A 20,110-nucleotide genomic window follows, 5' to 3' on the forward strand; every position below is an offset into this window, starting at 1 on the left:
GAAGGCATGTTCTATGGCCGCCAAAGGTTTATCTCCCGCCGCAAACCCTTTAAGGGATCGCAAAAAGGAGCGCTGCATGACACCGAAGGCGGTTTTCTGGGACATGGACGGCACGCTGGTCGACAGCGAACCGCTGCATGAGGCAGCCCTCATTGCAGCGATGCGCAATGCCGGCCTGACGCCGCCTGACGATCTGCATGAGCGCGTGCTGGGCGTCGCCGCCTGGCCGGTCTACGAAATGATGCGCGACGAGTTCGGGCTGCGACTGCCCTTCGACGAGTGGATCGTTCACAAATATGAGCATTACCTGCCGCTGGTCGAAGGGCTGAAGCCGCGCCCAGGCGCTATCGAGGTCTTCCACGAACTGCACGCGCTCGGCGTGCAGCAGGCGGTGGTGTCCAATTCGGACCGGATGATCGTCGACGCCAATCTGCGCATGGTCGGCCTCACCTATCCCGGCATGAAGACGATCAGCCGCAACGACGTGCGCGACGGCAAGCCGCACGCCGAGCCTTTCTTGCGCGCCGCCTATCTGGCCGACGTCGATCCCGCGCACGCCGTCGCGGTCGACGACAGCTGGCCGGGCGCCATGGCGGGGCTGGCGGCGGGAATGAAGACCATCTTCTGGCCTGAAAAGCCGATGGAAGGACCGCCCGGCGCCATCGTCATCAACAGCGCCGGGGAATTGCGGGCTCAGCTCGGGCTGTGAGTAGCCTCCTTCTCCCCCGTCACTATACGGGGAGAAAGTGGCGGTGCTGACGGTTTCGCCAATTACCGGCGTTGCGAAATGATCGCTTAATTCCGGTACACCGGCTCCTGCTCGTCGAGGATCGCCTTCAACTCGGCGAGGTGACGCTCGGCCTGGCCGGGATAGTCGTCCATCTCGCTCGCCGCCTTCTCGGCGATCGCGTCGGAGAGCGTGCGCAGCGGGCGACCGGTCCACAGCGCCTTGATGTAGGTCTCGGCGGCGCGCTCGAAATAGAACATGCGGTTGAAGGCGTCGGCGACGGTGTCGCCGATGACCAGCACGCCATGGTTGCCCATCACCATCACCTTGACCTTGGGGTCGGCGAGAAGCTGCGAGCAGCGTTCGCCCTCTTCCTCGAAGGCCAGCCCGCCATAGTGCGCGTCAACGACATGGCGGTTGAAGAACATTGCCGAATTCTGGTCGATCGGCGGCAGCGTCGAGTCGGCCAGCGAGGCCAGCACGGTGGCGTGGATCGAATGGACATGCATGACGCAGCGCGCGTGCGGTACGTTGCGATGGACGGCGCCGTGCAAGCCCCATGCCGTCGGGTCGGGTGCATTAGGCCCCGAAAGCGTGTCGGGGTCGTTGGCGTCGATCTCGATCAGGTCGCTCGCCTTGACGCGTGAGAAATGCACCTGGTTGGGGTTCATCAGGAACCTGGTGCCGTCGTCGTTGATGGCCAGCGAGAAATGGTTGGCCACCGCTTCGTGCATGTTGAGCCGCGCCGTCCAGCGGAAGGCGCAGGCGAGATCGACGCGCTCTTCGTAGAAGGGCAGGTTGGTCAGCTTTTCCTTCTGCAGGCGGGCAATGCTCATGCTAAAATTCCTCCGGTTTCGGCAAGAATGCCGCGCTCCGCTGGTGCCCGCAACCGCTTTCGCTTGGTGCAGACGGCCAGCTATGCCGCGGTGCTTGCGGCGCCAATGGTCCGCAGTCCGCCGTGCTCGACGATAAAATCGATCACCTCCCGCAGGCCCTTGCCGCGTGAAAGATCGGTGAAGCCGAACGGCCGCTTGCCGCGCATGCGGCCGGCGTCGCTCTCCATGACATCGAGATTGACGTTCACATAGGGCGCGAGGTCGCTCTTGTTGATGATGAGGAAATCGGAACGGGTGATCGCCGGGCCGCCCTTTCTCGGAATCTCCTCGCCCTGGCAGACCGAGATGACATAGAGCGTCAGGTCGGCAAGGTCCGGCGAGAAGGTGGCGGCCAGGTTGTCGCCGCCGGATTCGATGAAGATGATGTCGAGATCGGGGAATTTGCGGTTCAGTTCGGCGATCGCCTGCAAATTGATCGAGGCGTCCTCGCGGATGGCGGTGTGCGGGCAGCCGCCGGTTTCGACGCCGACGATGCGGTCCTCCGGCAGCGCCTGCAGCCGGACCAGCATCATGGCGTCTTCCCTGGTGTAGATGTCGTTGGTGACGACGGCGATGGAAAACTCGTCGCGCAGCGCCTTGCAGAGTTTTTCGGTGAGCGTCGTCTTGCCGGAACCGACGGGGCCGCCAATGCCGATGCGAAGAGGACCGTTAGCTTGTGTCATATCGGAAACTCCATAATGGCAAGAGCCGCGAAGCCGAGCCCGATCAGCAGGCACAGCGGCGAATAGAGACTGGTATCGAGCCACGCGAAAGGCTGTTGCGGCGCCAGCCGGCGCCACCAGGGCGTGAAACCGGCAATGCCACGCCCCAGGAACACCAGACCGATCAGCATCGACGTGGCGGCAAGGCCCTCCTTGGGAAAGGGCGAGGCGAAGAACCCGATGAGCGCCAGCGGCCACAGCGTCGCCAGGCCAAGGCAGGCGGCAACGGCGAAACTGGCGATCGGTGTCGGCATTTCGTCGACGCCGCGAAAACCGACGACGGCATGGGCGCAGGACGCGGCATCCCTGCCCGGCCAGATGCCGCCGATGCCCCAATAGACATGCAGTGCCGTGATCAGCAGCAGGACGAATGAGAGGACGAAGGCGAGTAGGATCATGAGCGGAACAATCGCGAATACTGGGTTTCGTGCTTCATCGCCATGACGTCGGAGACGAAGGCGCAGCCGCCGAGATCGTCCGATGTCGAGCGGGACGCGCGCGCCGCCGTCGAGAGCGCCAGCGGCTCGAAGCCGGCAAGCAGCGCGGTGGCTTCGTTCTGACCGATGACGCCGAGCCGGATCGCGGCCTGGACGAGGTTGGAAAAGAAGGCTTGCAGGAAGGCGGACAGCGCGTCCTGCAGCGCAATGCCATTGCCCCCGGCGACGGCGCCGACAGCGACGCAATAGGCGCATTCGGCCGGCAAGCGCTCCAGCACGGAATTGGGCCAGGCGCCGGCCGCTTTAAGGAAGGCCGCACCTTGCAGCATGGCCTCGGCGTGGCGTTCGCGCGAGCCGGCCAGTGCCTCGGCCAGCGCGGCGACCTCGGCCAGATCGCCGCCTTCGCGGGCGCGGCGCCAGCTCTCGGCGAACAGCACGGCATCGTTCCAGCCGGAGCCCATCTCGACCAGTGTCTCCAGCCAGCTGGCAAGGCCGGCGGCATCGGCCACCAACCCGTCATGCACCGCGCGCTCCAGACCATGGCTGTAGGCAAAGCCGCCGACCGGAAAGGCCGGCGACAGCCATGCCATCAGCCGCAGCAGGGCGATGCCGGAGGGCTGGTCAGTCATGATGATGATCGTGATGCATGGCTGTGCGAATGGGATTCGCCGTGGCCATGGCTGTGCGCCTCGGCGTGGGCATGGCCATGCCCGCCGGAATAGGCGCCGCGCACCGGCTTGAACGGCTCCGAGACGTCGCGCACCGTGGCGCCGAGCCCCTCCAGCATCGCCTTGATGACATGGTCGCGCAGGATGAGGATACGGTGCGCCTCGATGCCGGCGGCGAGGTGGCGGTTGCCGATATGCCAGGCGAGTTCGGTCAGATGCACGGCGTCGCGGGCGCGGATGTCATAGACCTCTTCGGGCGCCGCGATAATCTCGATATGACCGCCGTCCTCCAGCACCAGCCGGTCGCCGTCGTTCAGGGCAACGGGCTCGGGCAGGTCGACCAGCACCTTGCCGCCGTCGGCAAGTTCGATGGCGCGGCGGCGCAGATGCCGCTCGTCATGGGCGAGGACCGCACGGCCGGAAGGCACGGTGGCCGCGGCCGTGCCGGCAGGCAGCACCGAGACGGCGCGCGGAAATTTGGTGAAGTCGGTGTTGAGGTTGAGCTTCATTTCATGGCTCCGCCATTAGAGCGCCGCGCGTCCCCTTGGACGCGCAAAGGACGCTCTAACATGTTTGAATCTATGCATCGTGCTTTCCGAAAACCGATTCCGATTTTCGGGCCGATGCATTGGCTTGGGCACGGGCGCGGGCTGGGCGGCCCAGCACGCGGTCGAAATAGGCGTTGACGCGGTCGGATTCGATCGGGAAGCGGCCGGCTCGGGCCCAGCCGCCCATATCGCCGAGCAGCACGTCGACGGCGGAAAACCGGTCGCCGAGTGCGAACGGTTTGTCGCCGAGCCGGCGATCCAGTGCCTTGAGCTCCGTAGCGAAATCATAGGCCGCCGCGGGGCCGACCTCGACCCGCACTTCCCTGGGTAAGAGGAAGCGATGGCGCAATTTGTTCCACAGCGGCGCCTCGAATTCGCTCTGGGCAAAATGCATCCAGGAATCCATCTCGGCACGGCCCGCAAGGCCCGGATTGGCACCCATGCCTTTATCGGCGTGCTTGTCGGCGAGATAGACGCAGATCGCCGCCGAATCCGTCACGATCAGCTCACCGTCGATGAGGATCGGCACCTTGCCCGACGGATTGAGCGCATAGGCTTCCGGCGAGCGGAGCTTGACCTCGACGAATTCATAGGGCTGCCCGAGTTCCTCGAGCATCCAGAGGACGCGGCTGACCCGGGACCCACGCGATCCAATGGCCTTGTACATCGCTGAACCTGCCTTTCCCCGAAACTCTAGATCATCGGCTGGCGTCATACGATCGTGTCGAAGAGCCGCAGGATGAACGATATCTGGTAGATCAGCGCCGCCGTGACGAAGGCGATGTGGAAGCGGCGGTCGCGGACCAGGATCGCGGCGATGCAGAGCGCGACGAAGATCGGCGTTCGGAACAGATATTCGTTGCCGAAGCGGGCGAAATGCTCCGGCCCTTTCAGCAGGGTGTCGATCACATCGAGCAGATAAGTCGCCGCCAGAAGGCCGAAGAACCAGGCGCGGCGCGAGTAAAAATAGTCCTCGTAGCTGGTGTAATCGAGCATCGAATCCGGAAACAGCAGCGCGCACAGCAGGAACAGCGTGATGGCGTAGAAGATGATGAACAGGTACTTGCCGAAGGTCCAGGTTTCGATGGCGTAAAGGCCGAACTCCCACCACCAGAAATGCACCATCATCAGAAGCACCGAACCGACCCAGGCGAGGTGCACGGGATAGAGCCGGTACTGGCCCGGATGCTGGACGATGCGAGCCAGCCCCGACAGAAGGCGAGTGACGCCGAGCCCGATCACCATGCCCATGACGATGCGAATATGCGGGAAGATGTCGTGGGGAGAGGCTATTTCGGTGGCCATGCCTAATCACAATACGGCTTTTCGAGGCCGCATATTGCGGTGTGGAATCCTCCCTGCAATGGATTTTGCACCACTTGAGGCGGTCGCCGATTTCGCGTCAAAACAGAAAATACCGCTGCGCCATCGGCAGCACGGTCGCCGGCTCGCAGGTCAGCAGTTCGCCATCGGCGCGCACCTCGTAGGTTTCGGGATCGACCTCGACATGCGGCGTCGCGTCGTTGAGCACCATCGAGTGCTTGCCGATTCCGCCGCGTGTGTTTTCGACGGCGACGAACTGCTTGTCGACGCCGAGCCGGCCATGCAGCCCCGACTCGAGCGCGGCTTTCGAAACGAAGGTCACGGACGAATTGGTCCTGGCTTTGCCATAGGCGCCGAACATCGGCCGGTAGTGCATTGGCTGCGGCGTCGGGATCGAGGCGTTGGGGTCGCCCATCGGGGCGGCGGCGATCATGCCGCCGATCAGCACCATGTCCGGCTTGACGCCGAAGAAGGCCGGGTTCCATAGCACCAGATCGGCGCGTTTGCCGACCGCGATCGAGCCGATGTCCTTGGACAGGCCATGGGCGATGGCAGGATTGATCGTGTATTTGGCGATGTAGCGGCGGACGCGGAAATTGTCGTTGTCGCCGGTCTCCTGCGGCAATGACCCGCGCTGGCGCTTCATCTTGTCGGCGGTCTGCCAGGTGCGGATCGCCACCTCGCCGACGCGGCCCATGGCCTGGCTGTCCGACGAGATGATCGAGAAGGCGCCGATGTCGTGCAGTATGTCCTCGGCCGCGATGGTCTCCTTGCGGATGCGGCTTTCGGCAAAAGCGATGTCCTCGGGAATCGATGGCGACAGATGATGGCAGACCATCAGCATGTCGAGATGCTCGGCCAGGGTGTTGACCGTGTAGGGCCGCGTCGGATTGGTCGAGGACGGGATGACGTTGGGCAGGCCGCAGACCTTGATGATGTCGGGTGCGTGGCCGCCACCGGCGCCCTCGGTGTGGAAGGCATGGATGGTGCGGCCCTTGATCGCCGCCACAGTGTTCTCGACAAAGCCGGATTCGTTCAGCGTATCGGTGTGGATCATGACCTGCACGTCGTGGTCGTCGGCGACCGACAGGCAGCAATCGATCGCCGCCGGCGTCGTGCCCCAGTCCTCATGCAGCTTGAGCGAGCAGGCGCCGCCCAGCACCATCTCCTCAAGCGCTGCCGGCAGAGAGGCGTTGCCCTTGCCCGACAGGCCGATATTCATCGGAAAGGCGTCGAAGGACTGGATCATGCGCGCCATGTGCCATGGCCCGGGCGTGCAGGTGGTGGCCAGCGTGCCATGCGCCGGGCCGGTGCCGCCGCCGAGCATGGTGGTGATGCCCGACATCAGCGCTTCCTCGATCTGCTGCGGGCAGATGAAGTGGATATGCGCGTCGAAGCCGCCGGCGGTGAGGATCTTGCCTTCCCCGGCGATGATCTCGGTGCCGGGTCCGATGATGATGGTGACGCCGCCTTGAGTGTCGGGATTGCCGGCCTTGCCTATTGCGGCGATGCGACCGTCCCTGAGGCCGATGTCGGCCTTGAAGATGCCGGCGCTGGCATCGATCACCAGCGCGTTGGTGATGACGGTGTCGACCGCTCCTTGGGCACGGGAAACCTGGCTCTGGCCCATGCCGTCGCGAATGACCTTACCGCCGCCGAATTTCACCTCTTCGCCATGGATGGTGAAATCCTTCTCGACCTCGATGATCAGCTCCGTGTCGGCAAGCCGCACTCTGTCGCCGACCGTTGGGCCATACATCTGGGCGTAGGCGGCACGGCTCAGTCTGGCCATCAGCGATTGCTCCCGAAATGCGATATGGTCGAAACCCGGCTACACATTGCCGCCACCCAATGGTCACGCAATGACCCGCTGGGCGACACCTTCTGATCCCATTTGGCGGTTGAGGTTGGCAGGCCACCCCAAAACGACCGTTTGCCAAACCGATGGAAGGAAAATCCATGCGCAAAACGATAGTTCTTGCAACCGCCGCCAGCCTGATGCTGGCGGGTGCCGCCAGTGCCCAGCAGCAGCCTGCTCAACAGCCCGCTCCGACCGCGCCGGCCCCAGCCGCCCCCGGCGGCCAGCAGGCCGCGCCGGCGATTCAGAGCGTCAACATCGTCGACATCAGCGAGTTGCCGAAGGACACCCAGACGCAGGTCAACCAGGTGATCACCCAGCGTGGCGATGCCGGCCTGCAGAAGCTGCGCAGCTCGATCGATGCCACGCCCAAGGTGAAGTCCGCCCTCCAGGCCAAGGGAATGACCTCGGCCCAGGTGGTCGCGGCCAGCATGGAGCCAAACGGCGCGCTGACCCTGATCACCAAAAAGGCGAGTTAAAGGCCCGGCGCGGCGGGCCGGTATCCGGTCCGCCCACCGAATCGGAGAGGGAACCGTGGCAGGGTTGGCGTCGTTTTGTTTCCTGAGCGTTGGAACAAACCGCGGAAGTGAACGATGACCGATACCACCTTGCCCGATATCCGTTGGCTGCATGCCATTGCAGCGGCTGCGTTTCTGGCAGTGGGCCTCCCCCAGGCCGCGCTGAACGCGCAGGGCCTTCAGAGCCCGGAAACCGTCGACCGCATCGTCGGCTCGCAAGTCAACCAGGAAGAGGCCAAGACGACCGCCGAGATTGGAAAGGTCAATTCGGCGATCGACCGCACGCGGGAAAACATCAGTACGGTGCGCAAGACGTCCAAGCTCGACAAGGTCGATATCGTGTTCCTGACCGATGCGGCGCGCAGCGAAGGCGGCCCGCCGCCGGTCATCGAGAACAAGGTCCGGCAGCATCAGGACGATGTTACCGAGCTGCGCAAGGAGATCGAGGCCAACGCCCTGCTCTTCAACGCCATCGAGTCGCGGCGCGTGCTTGCGCAAGACGTTCTCGCCGTGGAGTTCGACGATCCCGGAAAGATCGTCATCTACGCGGCCGCCAAGCCATCGGACTGAGTGACGCGCAGCGCGTGCGTTCATGCCTGCCCTGAAGCCGCTCGCCGGCCTTGCGCGCCACGCATGAGACGTCCTCACAGCTTACCCATCACCTTCTGCTGGAATCCATAGACCTCGCGCTTGCCGCCAAGCGGCACCAGCGTGACGTCGCGTTCCTGCCCCGGCTCGAAGCGCGTGGCGGTGCCGGCGGCGATGTCGAGGCGCATGCCGCGCGCGCTCTCGCGGTCGAATGTCAGCGCCTCATTGGTTTCGAAGAAATGGTAATGGCTGCCGACCTGAACCGGCCGGTCGCCGCTGTTGGCCACTTTCAGGGTGACGGTCGGCAGACCCTTGTTGAGTTCGATGTCGCCTTGGGCAGGGATGATTTCGCCGGGGATCATCGGACCTCACACGACGCCGAAAACGAGGCCGACGCCGATCGCCGCGCAGGCGGCACCCACGATGCGGGCCACACCACGAAATCTCATGCCGCGGCCGAGCCCGGCGGCGATGCCTATGGCATGGAGCAGCACGGTGGCGATGGCAAAGCCGGCCATATATTCGAGCCCGCCGGCATTTTCCGGCACTTCCGTGCCATGGGCGTGGCCGTGAAACAGCGCAAACAGGCCGATGATAGCGACACCGGCCGAAACGGGGAGATCGACCGCCAGCGCGACCAGCAGCCCGAGCGCCACGACCGAGGCCAGTATGCCCGGCTCAACGAACGGCAACGGCAGATGGGCCATGCCAAGGGCCGCGCCGGCCAGCATGATGCCGACGAACGCCGCCGGCCAGGCCCAGATCGCCTTGCCGCCCTTGAGGGCCGCCCACAGGCCGACAGCGAGCATCACCGTCATGTGGTCGAGGCCCGACAATGGATGCGTGAAGCCGGCCATGAGGGAGGACGTCGGGCCGATGCCGACATGGGCGTAGGCAGGCATGGCTGCCGCCACGAGCAGGATCGCCGAGAGGCACAGGCGTTTGACAGGGATCATTTACTTGCCTTTCGTTTGCGGTGTCAGGCGGCCCTGCGGGGACCGCAGCCCTCGGCCTTGAGCACGCGTTTGGTCGAAGCCGGATATTTCTTCAGCATCGCGGCGGGACGGATCGGCCGGGCTGTAAAATCGCCGCCGCAGTTCGGGCAGACGCCGCCAAGCACGTTTTCGACACAGCCGGCGCAGAAGGTGCACTCGAAGGTGCAGATCCGCGCATCCCGGGCTTCCGGTGGCAGGTCCTTGTCGCAGCATTCGCAGTTCGGGCGCAGCTCAAGCATGTCGGCCTCCTCACCTGATCGGTTCGTGCACGGTCACCAGCTTGGTGCCATCGGGAAAGGTCGCTTCCACCTGCACGTCATGGATCATCTCGGCGATGCCTTGCATCACCTGCGCGCGGCTGACGACATGGGCGCCGGCCTCCATCAGTTCGGCCACCGGGCGGCCATCGCGGGCGCCCTCGACGACGAAATCGGTGATCAGCGCGATGGCTTCCGGATGGTTGAGCTTGACGCCGCGCTCCAGCCGCTTGCGCGCCACGATCGCCGCCATGGCGATCAGCAGCTTGTCCTTTTCCCTTGGCGTCAGGTTCATGCGTCTTCCTGAAATGATGCGGACACAGTCACAGTGACCATAATTTGGGCAACCCCGCCCTTCCGTTGAGCAATCCGACGAGCGGAACCAGCCGTTGGCGCAGCTGGTAGCCGTCCTCGGCGTAGAGCCTCGCAAGAAGCTTGCCAGATGTCGTCACGGTCCAGACACTGGCGCCACCTCGGTCGCCAATGATCTCCCGGACCGGATCGAGCAGAGCCTCGGCTCGCGGCGACACCAGCAGCAGCGTTGCCACGGCGATCGCGCCACCGGATATCGCCGTACGGGCCAGGGTGTCGGCAATGGCAGGTCCGATGCGGAAATCCTCGGCATGAATGAGGGCTCCTTGCCTGCGGATACGCCAGCGATCGCGAAAAGTGCCCTGCGCGGCACGTTCGCCCATGGCCAGGCGGCCGAAGACGGCCGCTTCCAGCACCAGCGCCTCGGCTCCGGCCGCAAGCTCGACATCGAGCGTGCGGGCAAAGGCGGCGCGGTCGAAGACGATGGTTTCCTGCGGCAGCCAGGCGATGCTGCCGTTCTCGCCGACGGTCAGCTTGACCCGCACTTCGGCATGGTCCGATGCGGCGCGATAGACTTTTTCGCAGGCCTGGGTTGTTACCGCGGCGCTGGCATCCGCGCCGACATCCACGTCCCAACCGAGGCGGTCGCCGCCGGTCAGCCCGCCGGCGGTGTTGATCAGGACGGCCTCCAGCGGACCGGCCGAAACGGCCGGCAGCCTTATCTTGGCCGAGCCGTCCTGATAGAGGCGCCGCAGCCGCGTGCGGCCGTCGACGCTGGCGCAACCAAGCTGCGCCTTGCCCGCCGCGCGCTGGGCCAGTTGACCTGATAACTTCGTATTTTCGATCGTATCCACGCCGTCAGGTTAAGCACTGTGGCGGTTTTGTCGACATATAGCTTGTTGCTTGATGGCGTTTCCGTTTCTATAGAGGGAACCACCTTGGTACGGTCGGGCGACGCTTGACGGGGGTATAAGGCGAAGATCGCGGCCTGATATCGAGGATAAGAAGGCGCTGTTCAGTTGGCGCCGGGAAACGACAAGTGGGGAAGAAACCGAATGGCTGACCAGCTGGCAACGGACATCATCGAGAAGATCAAGGCCCATGCCGAGCCGGGCGGCGAGGAAATCACCACCACTACCGAATTGACGGCGCTCGGCATCCATTCGCTGGAGTTGACCGAGATCATCTTCGACCTCGAGGAGCAATATGGCATCGAAATCGAGATGAACACGGTCGATGCCTGGAGCAATCTCAAGAATGTCGGCGACATGGTCGAGGCCGTTCGCGCGCTGATCGAAAAAAAAGCCTGACCGAATGCTGAAGCGCGTCGTCATTACCGGCATCGGCGGGCTGTGCGGATTGGGCACCGATGCGCAGGCAATCTGGGCCGAGATGCGGGCCGGCCGGTCGGCGATCGGCCCGATCGACAATCCCTTCCTGCACGACCTGAAGGTCAAGACCGGCTGCGAGATCAAGGCACTGCCGGATCACGGCATCGAGCGCAAGCAACTGGTGTCGATGGATCGCTTCAGCCTGCTGGCGGTGATCGCGGCGAAGGAAGCCATGCGGCAGTCCGGATTGGTGCCGCATGCGGACAATACCTATCGGATGGGAACCATCGTCGGTGTTGGCGTCTGCGGGTTCGAGACGGTCGAGGAGAACTATCGCGCCATCCTGATCGAGGGCAAGAATCGCGCCGGCATCTTCACCGTTCCCCGGGTCATGCCGGGCGCGGCCGCCGGCCAGGTCAGCATGCATCTGGGTTTGCGCGGACCGGTGTTCGGCGTCACTTCGGCCTGTTCGTCAGCCAATCATGCCATCGCCTCTGCGGTCGACCAGATCAGGCTCGGCCGCGCCGACGTCATGGTGGCCGGTGGCACCGATGCGCCGCTGGTGTGGGGCGTGCTGAAGGGCTGGGAGGCGCTGCGCGTTCTGTCGCCCGACACGTGCAGGCCGTTCTCGGCCGACCGCCAGGGCCTAGTGCTGGGCGAAGGCGCCGGCATGGCGGTTCTGGAAAGCTACGACCACGCGATGGCGCGCGGCGCCACCATTTTGGCCGAGATCGCCGGCGCCGGCCTTTCGGCCGACGCCTCCGATATCGTCGCGCCGACCGTCGAGGGCCCGGAAGCCGCCATGCGCTTCTGCCTGGCCGATGCCGGCCTCAATCCCGAGGATGTCGACTACCTCAACGCGCACGGCACCGGCACCAAAGCCAACGACCAGATCGAAACCCTCGCGATCAAGCGCGTCTTCGGCGACCATGCCCGCGCGCTCTCCGTCTCATCGACCAAGTCGATGCACGCGCATTGCCTCGGCGCCTCGGGCGGGCTGGAGATGATCGCCTGCGTCATGGCGATCCGCGAAGGCGTCGTGCCGCCAACGGCGAATTACCGCGAGGCCGATCCCGACTGCGATCTCGACGTGACGCCGAATGTCGCGCGCGAGCGCAAGGTGCGCGCCGCCATCAGCAATGGCTTTGCCTTCGGCGGCACCAATGCGGTGCTGGCCTTCAAGGCCATCTAGTACCGGGCGGTCACCACCTGTTCGGGCGGCTACTATCCGCCCGGGCGATCCGATCGATTGACTATCCATGCACGGTGAAAGCGTCGCCGCCATATTGATCCGGCCCGACCGCAGCCCTAATTCTTGGCCGACCCGCCAACACCGCGCCGCTTGGTGCGAATCCCCCCGCTCAGGAGTTCTCGATGGCCGACCTGTCCGCCTTTCCGATCGCAACCCGTTGGCCCGCCAAGCATCCCGACCAGATCCAGCTCTATTCGGCAACGACGCCGAACGGAGTGAAGATATCGATCGCGCTGGAGGAACTCGGCCTGCCCTATGAGCCGCATCTGATCAACATCGGCAAGAACGAGAGCTGGACGCCGGAATTCCTGTCGCTCAACCCCAATGGCAAGATCCCGGCGATCATCGATCCCGACGGCCCGGACGGCGCGCCGATCGGCCTTTTCGAATCCGGCGCCATCCTGCTCTACCTGGCGGAGAAGACCGGCCTGCTCATGCCCGTTGACGCGGCGCGGCGCTACGAGACGATCCAGTGGGTCTTCTTCCAGATGGCGGCGATCGGGCCGATGTTCGGCCAGGTCGGTTTCTTCCACAAATTCGCCGGCCGCGAGATCGCCGACAAGCGGCCGCTGGAGCGTTACCGCGACGAATCGCGCCGCCTGCTCGGCGTTCTCGACGTCAGGCTGAAGGGCCGCAAGTGGATCATGGACAATGACTACACCATCGCCGACATCTCGCTGCTCGGCTGGGTGCGCAACCTGATTGGCTTCTACGAGGCGCGCGACCTGGTCGGCTTCGACGATTTCGCCAATCTGGCAGCGTGGCTGGAGCGCGGCCTGGCGCGGCCGGCGGTACAGAAGGGCCTGACCATCCCGGCGCGAAGCTGAATCTGCCCCGCCGGGAAGCGCGTCGCTACTTTGCTTTCGCCTTGGACCCGCCCTTGCCGACGACGGATGCGGCGAGAGACGCGACACTCCGCGCCGTGGCCACGACCGCTCCGGCCGCGACGTTGGCTGCCGTGCGAACCTTCGAGCCGCCGGCCGCGGCCGGTTTCTTCGCCTGGGCGGTCTTCGCTGCCGCTTTGGGCGCGGTCACCTTCGACGCGCTGCCTGGCACGACTTTCTTGGGCGATGCCTTGCCGAAGGCCGGCTTGGCATCCTTTGAGCGCTGGGCGACCGCTGGAGCCCCGGCCTTCGATTGCGTCGCTTTCGGTTGGGCTGACTTGCCCCTGACGGGCTTTTTTGCCTTGGTTGCCATCGGACGGAATCCCTCTTCTGGCATGATTGCCTGACCGGGATAACGCCTTGTAAGTCTTAAGGTTCCCGTCGAAAAATATTGAAAATTAAGCGGGTTAATCGAGATTAACCCGGGTTAACCAATGACCAGGTCGGCCGCCCGGCGTCGTGCCAGCACGCGTTCGATGTTGGGCATGTCGTTGGAAGCTATCCAGGCCCGCGCGTCGGCTTCGGAACGGCCATGCTCGTGCCAACGTTCCATCAGGCGGCGTTCGAGTTCATTGCGCGGTACGTCGACGAAGATCGAGAAATCGAACAGTGGCGCAAGGCGCGACCACGGCTCCTCGTCGAGCAGCAGGTAATTGCCTTCGACCAGGATGAATTTGGTCTCGGCATCGACGATCGCCGCGGCGGCGCGCGACAATTCCATGCTGCGGTCGAAGACCGGAATGGCAATGTCGGGCTCGCCGGCGCGGATGCGCTTCAGAAGCGTCTCGAAGCCGCCGAAGTCGAACGTGTCCGGCGCACCCTTTCGCGCGCGCAGGCCGCGCCGCTCGAGCACGATGTCGTCAAAGTGGAAGCCGTCCATGGGCACGACTTCCACCGCGCCTTCCGGCAAAAGGTCGTGCAGGCCCGCCGATAGTGTCGACTTGCCGGCGCCCGGCGGCCCGGCAATGGCGACGATGAAGCGCTTGGCCTTGCCGGCGCGCTTGAAGATGGTGGCGGCGAGGTGGGCGATTTCAGACATTTTGGCTCCTTCCGCACGATTTCAGGCGCATCTTGTCGGCAGTTGGCGGAAATTTCAAACCCTGCCGTTGGCTGGGTTGCACTATGTCGCCGCTGGCTGGCCGATGCGCAGGAAATCACTGTCGAACGGGACCTCCGATGCCGCGGAACCGGCCAACCGAAGGCGGCCATCCGCCGTGGTGATCTCTCGTGGGGGTTCGCCATCCGACAGCGGCAACGCACCGATGACATGGCGGAACGAGACGCGGCGGCCTTCGCCGAGCGCGAATGCCGTCGCCACGCCTTCGCGCTTCAGCCAGTTGTCGCCGAGCGAGGCGGCGTGGCCAATCGCCGTGCGCCCATCCTCGATGCCGAGCACGCCGAGATGGCGGCCGCTCCACGGCGCGTAGTCGCGCCCGCCATTGCTGAACCACAGCATGGTGACCGGCAGTTCGGCCGGGTTCTTCAGCACCAGCACCAGATCGTCCTCGGCCTGGCGCGCAAGCGCGGTCCAGCCAGGTCCGCCATGATCGGCCTCGACCAAGGTGAGGAAATCCTCGCGCCGATCCTCCATGCGGTAGTCCGTGATATCCAGCGTGCCGCCGCCGGCAGCGGGGAAATGCGCTAGGTCGGACGACCGGCTGGGATAGGCCAGCATGAAGCGGCCACGTGCAGTATCCGGCTCCAGCGGATCGGCCGGCGTGGCGGCAAACCGCTTCGGCGAGAAAGCCAGCCTGCCGCCGCATTTCATCGCCGTCATCGGGTGATGGGCGACCGAGATCGCGCCATGGCCGCCGGAAAATACGTGTTCCTGGTAGAGGAAGGGATGGTCGTCGCGCAGCGTGAAAATCTTGTCGACGCTGGCGCCCATCACCTTGTGGCGCAGCCGGAAGACGGCGCGCCATCCGCCCTCCGTGGCGCCGCTTTCGACCACATCCCAGGCGCTGTTGGCCGGCCAGCCATGCAGCGGCGCCTCCTCGACATCGCTGCGCGAAAAAGGCGCACAGAGAAAGTCGCCGGAGAGCCGGACGGTGCCCTGCGGCAGGTCTTGAGGCAGCGTCTCGCTTGCGTCGACCCATGGCGCGCGGTGCAGTGGCCGCAATTGGCGCCCGCCGCTCTCGATGCTCATGTCGGCGATGTGGCCGACCGTGAGGTCGAGCGAAACCGAAATGCCTTTGGCCTTGATCGTAACTGTATCCATGGCGCTCTCACCCGAATCTGACGGGTGCCAAGAAGAACCGGTTCGGCGCACCGCGCAAGCGCGCGGGCGCGCATTTTGCATCAGATTTATGCCCGCCTTCCCACACGCCGAAAGGTGCGAGCCTACTGCCGCTTGTATTCCCGCACCGGCGATTTTGTCCCGTCGGTATAGGTCACCTGCACCGACATCGATTTCACGCTGTCGGCAACCTTGAAATAGGGCTGGAAATCATCGGGGATGGCGTAGGGGTCCTTGGCATTGCAGGGCGGCATGGCAAGCGCCTTGTCGAGCACGGCGCCATTCAGGCTGTAACGCACCTCCTTGATGGCGCAGCGGTAGGACAGCATCTGCGTGAAATAGACCAGCCCATGATTGCCGCTGGCGTCGAAGGCGATCCATGACGTCCAGAACTGGTCGAGGATCTGCTTGTTGCCTTGCTGCAGGGCGGCATCCGGATCGAAGCGGATGTCGAACGGGCCGGTCTCGCGCCCCCTGATGTCGAGATATTTGATGGCGATGGTGGTCGCCGCCGTGCTGTCGGGCAGCTCAAAGCTCGGATTGGGCATCGGCTTGCCGGTGCGCTGGTCGTTGAGCGCCAGCGGGCCGGTGTCGGTGAAGGGGCCGGTGTCGCCAAGACGCCAGGATATCGCGGTTGCCGGCTCGGGCAGCGAAATGGTCATCGACCAGCCCTGGTTGGAGCGCATCGGCGTCAGCGAAGGCACGAAGCGGGCGGGGTCGAGGACGTCGCCAAGGGCCGCCAGCCGGCTGCGGCTGCGGTCCAGCCAGTCGGCAAGCTGGGTCTGATCGACGAAATATTTGAGCAGCCCGCCATCTTTTTCGTAGGAGACGAATTTGGTCAGCGACTGGGCTTCGCTGCGCTTGTCGGCCAGCGTCTGGCTGCCGAGGCGATCTTCCGAAAACTCCTGCGCCTCGAGGTAATAGGCCGGCGCGAAATCCGGATTGGCCGATATGAAGGCGCTGAGCTTGTCGAGCCGCTGCGCGTCGTCGAACTGCATGATATGCACCAGCTTGATCGACAGCGCCTTGCCCTTGTCGGCCAGTGCCCCGAACACTTCGCGGGCGCCCGCCTTGCCGTCCTGGACCCGCAGCAGCGTGGCAAAGCGCGTATAGGGGTCGATGGCGTCGACGTCGAAACCCGCAAAGGCGAGGTAGGAGCGCCGCGCGTTGAGCATGTCGCCCGACAGCTCGTAGACACGGGCATTGTGGTAGAATTCGTCCGGCCGTTTCGGTTCGGCGATGGCGCCGCCTTGCGCGGCCAAGGTGGCAAACCCCTTGGCGATCGTGTCGATCGAGGCGGCGATCTGTTCGGTCGTCGCCTGCAGCTTTTCGGCCTGGGCCACTTGCTGCTGCTGGCCTGCGGCGAGCGTCTCGGTCGTCTGCTTGACCGCTTCGACGGTCTTTTGCGTCTGCGCCCCTTGCGCCGTCTGCTGCTGCTGGGCGGAGGCGATCTGATCGGTTTTTTGCGCAGCCGTGTCGGTCGATTTCTTGACCTCTTCGACGGTTTTCTGTGTCTGCGTGACGGTCTGCTCGATCCTGGCCACCTTTTCGGCGACGATGCCCATCGACTTCTGCAGTTGCGCGATCGCCGGCACCAGGCCGGCGATGATGCCGTTCTGCGAACTGGTCTCCTTCTGCACGGCGTAGACGCCGCCGGCAACCGCCGCCGCACTGGTGGCGAACACCAGCGCCGGCAGTGCCTTGGCCGCCAGCACCAGCCTGAGCACGATGGCAATGGCGATGATCACGGCCGCGATCGAGGCAACCAGCGCGATATAGGCGGCAAACGGCGCCAGCGGGTTGAGAATGTCGGAAACGGCGCCGCCGATGAAGGCGATGCTGCCGGCCCATTTGCCGGTGCGGCTGAGCGATGCCCTGATCAATGACGGCGCGGCGCCAGCCCCAACGTCAGTCATTTTGCAACCCCCAAGCCGCCAGATGCCACACTCCTTCCCACGGGAAACGCGGCTCTGGCAAGGAAAGACAGGAACGGGGCGATTTCGGGGCGGCGGAAGCGGAGCTCGAGTTCCTCGCCCCACTCGACATTCCCAGGGCTAACCGGCATTAACCAAATGGACGCATCCGCCGCGTTACGTTAGCTTCGCCTTATCTCAGCAACAGCATCGCCAGAACAGTCAGCCCTTGTCCTTTCCGCGTCTCTTTCCGCTCTTCCAGAAAATCCTGGCTGTCCTGGCCCTGGCGGCCTTGGTTGCCGGCTGCTCGACCACAACCCCGCCCGACACGGTGCTGTCCGTGCCGGCGCCGCCGCAGAAATACGCCGCCATCGTCGTCGATGGAAAGAGCGGCAAGCAGCTGTTCGAGGTCAATTCGACGGCGCAGCGCTATCCGGCGTCGCTGACCAAGATGATGACGCTCTACCTGCTGTTCGAGGCGATGGACACCGGCCGCGTCACCAAGGAGACGCAGATCCCGGTTTCCGATCACGCCGCCTCGCAGCCGCCGACCAAGATGCGCTTCCGGCGCGGGGAGACGATCGACGTCGATTCCGCCATCCGTGCCATCGTCGTCAAATCGGCCAACGACGTGGCGGTGGCGGTGGGCGAATATCTCGGCGGCTCGGAAGACCAGTTCGCCGCCATGATGACATCCAAGGCGCGCCAGCTCGGCATGAGCAGCACCACCTTCCGCAACGCATCCGGCCTGCCCGACGACGGCCAGATGACGACCGCGCACGACATGGCGGTGCTCGGCATGTCGTTGCAGCGGCGCTTCCCGCAGCACTTCCACTATTTCTCCGAAAGCGACTTCATGTTCCGCGGCAGGCTGGTGCGCGGCCATAACGACATGCTCGGCCGCGTGCGCGGCGTCAACGGCATCAAGACCGGCTACATCAGGGCTTCCGGCTTCAACATCGTCACCTCCTACGACGCCGACGGCCGCCAGCTGATCGTGGTGGTGATGGGCGCCGACAGCGCCCGCCAGCGCAACGACCATGTCGAAGCGCTGATCCAGCGCAGCCTGTCGCCCACCATGGCCGACACCAAGACCAGGCTGATGTTCGCCGAACAGCAGTAGGTGAGGAGTGGTCCGCGCAGCGGACGAAAGGCCAATTGCTTGGCTTTTCGAATGACGAACGCCCTGAGCCTGCGAAGGGCCGTCCGGGCCCCCCGACTTCGTCATCCACGGGCGGAGCAAGGAGCGAAGCGACGCGGCGCAGACCCGAGGATCCATGCCGGGACTCTGAAGCTATCGCCACGGTCCAGAATTCTGCACCGTTGCACCCTCCGACAAAGGTCGCGGCATGGATCCTCGGGTCTCCGCGACGCCGCTGCGCGGCTGCTCCGCCCGTGGATGACGAAGCGCCTGCGGGGGCCGTCGCCGCCAAGAAGCTAACAAAAACCCTGCAGCCGGCTATTGTTTCACGACTGTCATGCAATCGTGCGGAAGGCGTGCCATACGCTGCGAAAACCCATGGTGGCACTGCCCCGCCGCCATGGCGTATCCTAACTTACAGCACGACAGCAGGAGCCCCATTATGAGCACCGTTCCCAAGGCATCCGAGCAGACGTCGGCCGACAACGAGAACGACAGCGGCGGCGAGTATTTCGAAGCGTCGACCACGCAAGCGGATTTGCACGAGGTTTCCGACGAGCATTTCGACATGCCCGAAGTGCCGGATTCCGAACCCGCCGGCCCCGGTGGGTCGCGGCTGAAGCCGAAGAAAAAGCCGTCGGCGATCTCGGGCCGCAAATTCCGCAAGCGCGACCTGGTGCGCATCGACACGCTGCGCCCGAGCCTTGCCGACCGTATCCGCTCCGACCATCCCGACCTGCCCAAGGGCGCGCGCGTCAGCCGCGAGGAGCTCGGCCGCTACCGCATGCGCTACATGGAGGAGCTCCTGCAGCAGGAGCACGGCGAGTTCTCCGAGCTCGACCGCCAGGTGGTGGAGTCGATCGCCAAGCAGGACACGATCTCGGAAAACTCGGAAGAAGAATTCGAGGAGCACCGGACCTTTCCCGACCGCGTCTCCGACAACATGGCCGCCTTCGGCGGCAGCTGGTGGTTCCTGATCTCGTTCGCCACCGTGCTTTTGGTCTGGATCGGCATCAACCTGTTCGAAGGCTTGAACGGCGCCTTCGACCCCTACCCCTTCATCCTGCTCAACCTTTTGCTCTCCTGCATCGCCGCCATCCAGGCGCCCGTGATCATGATGAGCCAGAAGCGCCAGGAGGTGAAAGACCGCCTGCGCTCCTTCAACGAATACCGGGTCAACCTCAAGGCCGAGCTCGAAGTGCGCCATCTGCACGAAAAGCTCGACTACCTGATCTCGCGCCAATGGACGCGGCTGGCCGAAATGCAGCAGATGCAGCTCGATGCGATGAACGAGCTGGCCGGCGCCAAGAAGGCCAAGCGCGCGGTGCGCAGGCGGCGGACGGCGAAGAGCCCGGCGGGGCAGCAGTAGTAGAGGAGTTCCTCGCGCCCACAATGTGGGGGAGAGCGACTATCTGGGGTGTCAAGTTGCATTTGCGAATTCGCTTCTCGCGTCGCGTGCTTTTGCGTTGAGGATGACGAGAAGTTTTCTGGCGAGTGCGATGCGGATGAGCATTTTGGGCTTTCC

At 64.4% G+C, this 20,110-nt stretch carries 24 protein-coding genes and 2 pseudogenes; 8 read left to right on the forward strand and 18 right to left on the reverse strand.

Going from position 1 to position 20,110, the window contains the following annotated elements:
• Window positions 1-76 precede the first annotated feature (76 nt).
• A complete protein-coding gene (locus tag EN808_RS24465) occupies window positions 77-709 on the forward strand; it encodes an HAD family phosphatase (protein WP_127275242.1) in 633 nt (210 codons plus the stop codon).
• 86 nt (window positions 710-795) lie between these two features.
• Here the strand turns inward: EN808_RS24465 and EN808_RS24470 are convergent, their stop codons facing one another.
• The 8 genes and pseudogenes from EN808_RS24470 to ureC all read right to left on the reverse strand — a co-directional run bounded on the left by EN808_RS24470 (window position 796) and on the right by ureC (window position 7,095).
• Window positions 796-1,563: a class II aldolase and adducin N-terminal domain-containing protein gene (locus EN808_RS24470; protein ID WP_127275243.1), complete on the reverse strand. Its 768-nt coding sequence runs from the start codon at window positions 1,561-1,563 to the stop codon at window positions 796-798.
• Between the two features lie 80 nt (window positions 1,564-1,643).
• Window positions 1,644-2,285 carry an urease accessory protein UreG gene (ureG, locus tag EN808_RS24475; RefSeq protein WP_127275244.1) on the reverse strand — a complete coding sequence of 214 codons (642 nt, stop codon included), beginning with the start codon at window positions 2,283-2,285 and terminating at the stop codon, window positions 1,644-1,646.
• Entirely contained in the window at window positions 2,282-2,722 is a 441-nt protein-coding gene (locus tag EN808_RS24480) for a DUF3995 domain-containing protein (RefSeq protein ID WP_127275245.1), read from the reverse strand. Before EN808_RS24480 ends, ureG begins: the two co-directional genes overlap by 4 nt.
• Window positions 2,719-3,390: an urease accessory protein UreF gene (locus EN808_RS24485; protein ID WP_135917089.1), complete on the reverse strand. Its 672-nt coding sequence runs from the start codon at window positions 3,388-3,390 to the stop codon at window positions 2,719-2,721. The genes EN808_RS24480 and EN808_RS24485 overlap by 4 nt, the downstream gene beginning before the upstream one ends.
• Window positions 3,383-3,938: pseudogene (locus EN808_RS24490) on the reverse strand (urease accessory protein UreE). The gene EN808_RS24485 and the pseudogene EN808_RS24490 overlap by 8 nt, the downstream one beginning before the upstream one ends.
• A gap of 70 nt (window positions 3,939-4,008) precedes the next feature.
• Window positions 4,009-4,644 carry a glutathione S-transferase family protein gene (locus EN808_RS24495; RefSeq protein ID WP_127275248.1) on the reverse strand — a complete coding sequence of 212 codons (636 nt, stop codon included), beginning with the start codon at window positions 4,642-4,644 and terminating at the stop codon, window positions 4,009-4,011.
• A 44-nt stretch (window positions 4,645-4,688) separates the two neighbouring features.
• Window positions 4,689-5,282, reverse strand: a complete 594-nt coding sequence (locus tag EN808_RS24500) for a hypothetical protein (RefSeq protein WP_127275249.1) — start codon at window positions 5,280-5,282, stop codon at window positions 4,689-4,691.
• Window positions 5,283-5,379: 97 nt separating this feature from the next.
• A complete protein-coding gene (gene ureC, locus EN808_RS24505) occupies window positions 5,380-7,095 on the reverse strand; it encodes an urease subunit alpha (RefSeq protein WP_189522215.1) in 1,716 nt (571 codons plus the stop codon).
• 164 nt (window positions 7,096-7,259) lie between these two features.
• Between ureC and EN808_RS24510 the strand changes: the two genes are divergently transcribed.
• Together EN808_RS24510 and EN808_RS24515 are read left to right on the forward strand one after the other, a co-directional pair.
• The gene (locus EN808_RS24510; RefSeq protein ID WP_127275251.1) at window positions 7,260-7,637 is read left to right on the forward strand and encodes a hypothetical protein; all 378 of its coding nucleotides are present in this window, start codon (window positions 7,260-7,262) and stop codon (window positions 7,635-7,637) included.
• Between the two features lie 114 nt (window positions 7,638-7,751).
• Window positions 7,752-8,246 (forward strand): hypothetical protein, encoded by a 495-nt coding sequence (locus EN808_RS24515; RefSeq protein ID WP_127275252.1) that lies wholly within the window; start codon window positions 7,752-7,754, stop codon window positions 8,244-8,246.
• Window positions 8,247-8,320: 74 nt separating this feature from the next.
• Here EN808_RS24515 and EN808_RS24520 read toward each other — a convergent pair whose 3' ends face one another.
• Genes EN808_RS24520 through EN808_RS24540 form a run of 5 tightly spaced genes read right to left on the reverse strand, consistent with a single transcriptional unit; the run spans window position 8,321 to window position 10,682 of the window.
• Complete coding sequence (locus EN808_RS24520; protein WP_127275253.1) at window positions 8,321-8,626, reverse strand: urease subunit beta; 306 nt, start codon at window positions 8,624-8,626, stop codon at window positions 8,321-8,323.
• Between the two features lie 6 nt (window positions 8,627-8,632).
• Window positions 8,633-9,220: a HupE/UreJ family protein gene (locus EN808_RS24525; protein ID WP_127275254.1), complete on the reverse strand. Its 588-nt coding sequence runs from the start codon at window positions 9,218-9,220 to the stop codon at window positions 8,633-8,635.
• A gap of 23 nt (window positions 9,221-9,243) precedes the next feature.
• Window positions 9,244-9,498, reverse strand: coding sequence for a DUF1272 domain-containing protein (locus EN808_RS24530; RefSeq protein WP_127275255.1), 255 nt, complete (start codon window positions 9,496-9,498; stop codon window positions 9,244-9,246).
• A 10-nt stretch (window positions 9,499-9,508) separates the two neighbouring features.
• Window positions 9,509-9,811 carry an urease subunit gamma gene (locus EN808_RS24535; RefSeq protein ID WP_127275256.1) on the reverse strand — a complete coding sequence of 101 codons (303 nt, stop codon included), beginning with the start codon at window positions 9,809-9,811 and terminating at the stop codon, window positions 9,509-9,511.
• A gap of 28 nt (window positions 9,812-9,839) precedes the next feature.
• A complete protein-coding gene (locus EN808_RS24540) occupies window positions 9,840-10,682 on the reverse strand; it encodes an urease accessory protein UreD (RefSeq protein ID WP_127275257.1) in 843 nt (280 codons plus the stop codon).
• Window positions 10,683-10,883: 201 nt separating this feature from the next.
• On the opposite strand from EN808_RS24540, the gene EN808_RS24545 reads away from it, so the two are divergent.
• The 3 genes from EN808_RS24545 to EN808_RS24555 all read left to right on the forward strand — a co-directional run bounded on the left by EN808_RS24545 (window position 10,884) and on the right by EN808_RS24555 (window position 13,238).
• Complete coding sequence (locus tag EN808_RS24545) at window positions 10,884-11,138, forward strand: acyl carrier protein (RefSeq protein ID WP_127275258.1); 255 nt, start codon at window positions 10,884-10,886, stop codon at window positions 11,136-11,138.
• A 4-nt stretch (window positions 11,139-11,142) separates the two neighbouring features.
• Complete coding sequence (locus EN808_RS24550; protein ID WP_127275259.1) at window positions 11,143-12,351, forward strand: beta-ketoacyl-[acyl-carrier-protein] synthase family protein; 1,209 nt, start codon at window positions 11,143-11,145, stop codon at window positions 12,349-12,351.
• Window positions 12,352-12,533: 182 nt separating this feature from the next.
• Window positions 12,534-13,238, forward strand: coding sequence for a glutathione S-transferase N-terminal domain-containing protein (locus EN808_RS24555; RefSeq protein WP_127275260.1), 705 nt, complete (start codon window positions 12,534-12,536; stop codon window positions 13,236-13,238).
• A 25-nt stretch (window positions 13,239-13,263) separates the two neighbouring features.
• Here EN808_RS24555 and EN808_RS24560 read toward each other — a convergent pair whose 3' ends face one another.
• From EN808_RS24560 to EN808_RS24575, 4 genes are all read right to left on the reverse strand, one after another.
• Window positions 13,264-13,608, reverse strand: a complete 345-nt coding sequence (locus tag EN808_RS24560) for a hypothetical protein (RefSeq protein WP_127275261.1) — start codon at window positions 13,606-13,608, stop codon at window positions 13,264-13,266.
• A gap of 114 nt (window positions 13,609-13,722) precedes the next feature.
• Window positions 13,723-14,334 (reverse strand): nucleoside triphosphate hydrolase, encoded by a 612-nt coding sequence (locus tag EN808_RS24565; RefSeq protein WP_135917090.1) that lies wholly within the window; start codon window positions 14,332-14,334, stop codon window positions 13,723-13,725.
• A gap of 81 nt (window positions 14,335-14,415) precedes the next feature.
• On the reverse strand, window positions 14,416-15,513 hold the full coding sequence (locus tag EN808_RS24570; protein ID WP_127275263.1) for a hypothetical protein: 1,098 nt from the start codon (window positions 15,511-15,513) through the stop codon (window positions 14,416-14,418).
• Window positions 15,514-15,635: 122 nt separating this feature from the next.
• Window positions 15,636-17,447, reverse strand: a complete 1,812-nt coding sequence (locus EN808_RS24575; protein WP_135917091.1) for a methyl-accepting chemotaxis protein — start codon at window positions 17,445-17,447, stop codon at window positions 15,636-15,638.
• Window positions 17,448-17,673: 226 nt separating this feature from the next.
• Here EN808_RS24575 and EN808_RS24580 point away from each other — a divergent pair, with 226 nt between their 5' ends.
• Both EN808_RS24580 and EN808_RS24585 read left to right on the forward strand, forming a co-directional pair.
• The gene (locus EN808_RS24580; protein ID WP_135917092.1) at window positions 17,674-18,567 is read left to right on the forward strand and encodes a D-alanyl-D-alanine carboxypeptidase family protein; all 894 of its coding nucleotides are present in this window, start codon (window positions 17,674-17,676) and stop codon (window positions 18,565-18,567) included.
• Window positions 18,568-19,027: 460 nt separating this feature from the next.
• The gene (locus EN808_RS24585) at window positions 19,028-19,954 is read left to right on the forward strand and encodes a DUF1003 domain-containing protein (protein WP_135917093.1); all 927 of its coding nucleotides are present in this window, start codon (window positions 19,028-19,030) and stop codon (window positions 19,952-19,954) included.
• A 51-nt stretch (window positions 19,955-20,005) separates the two neighbouring features.
• Here EN808_RS24585 and EN808_RS37815 read toward each other — a convergent pair.
• Window positions 20,006-20,110, reverse strand: a pseudogene (locus EN808_RS37815) (IS110 family transposase); the annotation flags it as partial.

This window comes from Mesorhizobium sp. M8A.F.Ca.ET.165.01.1.1 (genome assembly GCF_004792065.1).
Classification (GTDB): domain Bacteria; phylum Pseudomonadota; class Alphaproteobacteria; order Rhizobiales; family Rhizobiaceae; genus Mesorhizobium.

Excerpts from the sequence above, each read along its gene's own strand:
- EN808_RS24465 (WP_127275242.1), top strand. The coding sequence starts at position 77 with ATGACACCGAAGGCGGTTTTCTGGGACATGGACGGCACGCTGGTCGAC.
- EN808_RS24470 (WP_127275243.1), bottom strand. The coding sequence starts at position 1,563 with ATGAGCATTGCCCGCCTGCAGAAGGAAAAGCTGACCAACCTGCCCTTC.
- ureG (WP_127275244.1), bottom strand. The coding sequence starts at position 2,285 with ATGACACAAGCTAACGGTCCTCTTCGCATCGGCATTGGCGGCCCCGTC.
- EN808_RS24480 (WP_127275245.1), bottom strand. The coding sequence starts at position 2,722 with ATGATCCTACTCGCCTTCGTCCTCTCATTCGTCCTGCTGCTGATCACG.
- EN808_RS24485 (WP_135917089.1), bottom strand. The coding sequence starts at position 3,390 with ATGACTGACCAGCCCTCCGGCATCGCCCTGCTGCGGCTGATGGCATGG.
- EN808_RS24495 (WP_127275248.1), bottom strand. The coding sequence starts at position 4,644 with ATGTACAAGGCCATTGGATCGCGTGGGTCCCGGGTCAGCCGCGTCCTC.
- EN808_RS24500 (WP_127275249.1), bottom strand. The coding sequence starts at position 5,282 with ATGGCCACCGAAATAGCCTCTCCCCACGACATCTTCCCGCATATTCGC.
- EN808_RS24510 (WP_127275251.1), top strand. The coding sequence starts at position 7,260 with ATGCGCAAAACGATAGTTCTTGCAACCGCCGCCAGCCTGATGCTGGCG.
- EN808_RS24515 (WP_127275252.1), top strand. The coding sequence starts at position 7,752 with ATGACCGATACCACCTTGCCCGATATCCGTTGGCTGCATGCCATTGCA.
- EN808_RS24520 (WP_127275253.1), bottom strand. The coding sequence starts at position 8,626 with ATGATCCCCGGCGAAATCATCCCTGCCCAAGGCGACATCGAACTCAAC.
- EN808_RS24525 (WP_127275254.1), bottom strand. The coding sequence starts at position 9,220 with ATGATCCCTGTCAAACGCCTGTGCCTCTCGGCGATCCTGCTCGTGGCG.
- EN808_RS24530 (WP_127275255.1), bottom strand. The coding sequence starts at position 9,498 with ATGCTTGAGCTGCGCCCGAACTGCGAATGCTGCGACAAGGACCTGCCA.
- EN808_RS24535 (WP_127275256.1), bottom strand. The coding sequence starts at position 9,811 with ATGAACCTGACGCCAAGGGAAAAGGACAAGCTGCTGATCGCCATGGCG.
- EN808_RS24545 (WP_127275258.1), top strand. The coding sequence starts at position 10,884 with ATGGCTGACCAGCTGGCAACGGACATCATCGAGAAGATCAAGGCCCAT.
- EN808_RS24550 (WP_127275259.1), top strand. The coding sequence starts at position 11,143 with ATGCTGAAGCGCGTCGTCATTACCGGCATCGGCGGGCTGTGCGGATTG.
- EN808_RS24555 (WP_127275260.1), top strand. The coding sequence starts at position 12,534 with ATGGCCGACCTGTCCGCCTTTCCGATCGCAACCCGTTGGCCCGCCAAG.
- EN808_RS24560 (WP_127275261.1), bottom strand. The coding sequence starts at position 13,608 with ATGGCAACCAAGGCAAAAAAGCCCGTCAGGGGCAAGTCAGCCCAACCG.
- EN808_RS24565 (WP_135917090.1), bottom strand. The coding sequence starts at position 14,334 with ATGTCTGAAATCGCCCACCTCGCCGCCACCATCTTCAAGCGCGCCGGC.
- EN808_RS24570 (WP_127275263.1), bottom strand. The coding sequence starts at position 15,513 with ATGGATACAGTTACGATCAAGGCCAAAGGCATTTCGGTTTCGCTCGAC.
- EN808_RS24575 (WP_135917091.1), bottom strand. The coding sequence starts at position 17,447 with ATGACTGACGTTGGGGCTGGCGCCGCGCCGTCATTGATCAGGGCATCG.
- EN808_RS24585 (WP_135917093.1), top strand. The coding sequence starts at position 19,028 with ATGAGCACCGTTCCCAAGGCATCCGAGCAGACGTCGGCCGACAACGAG.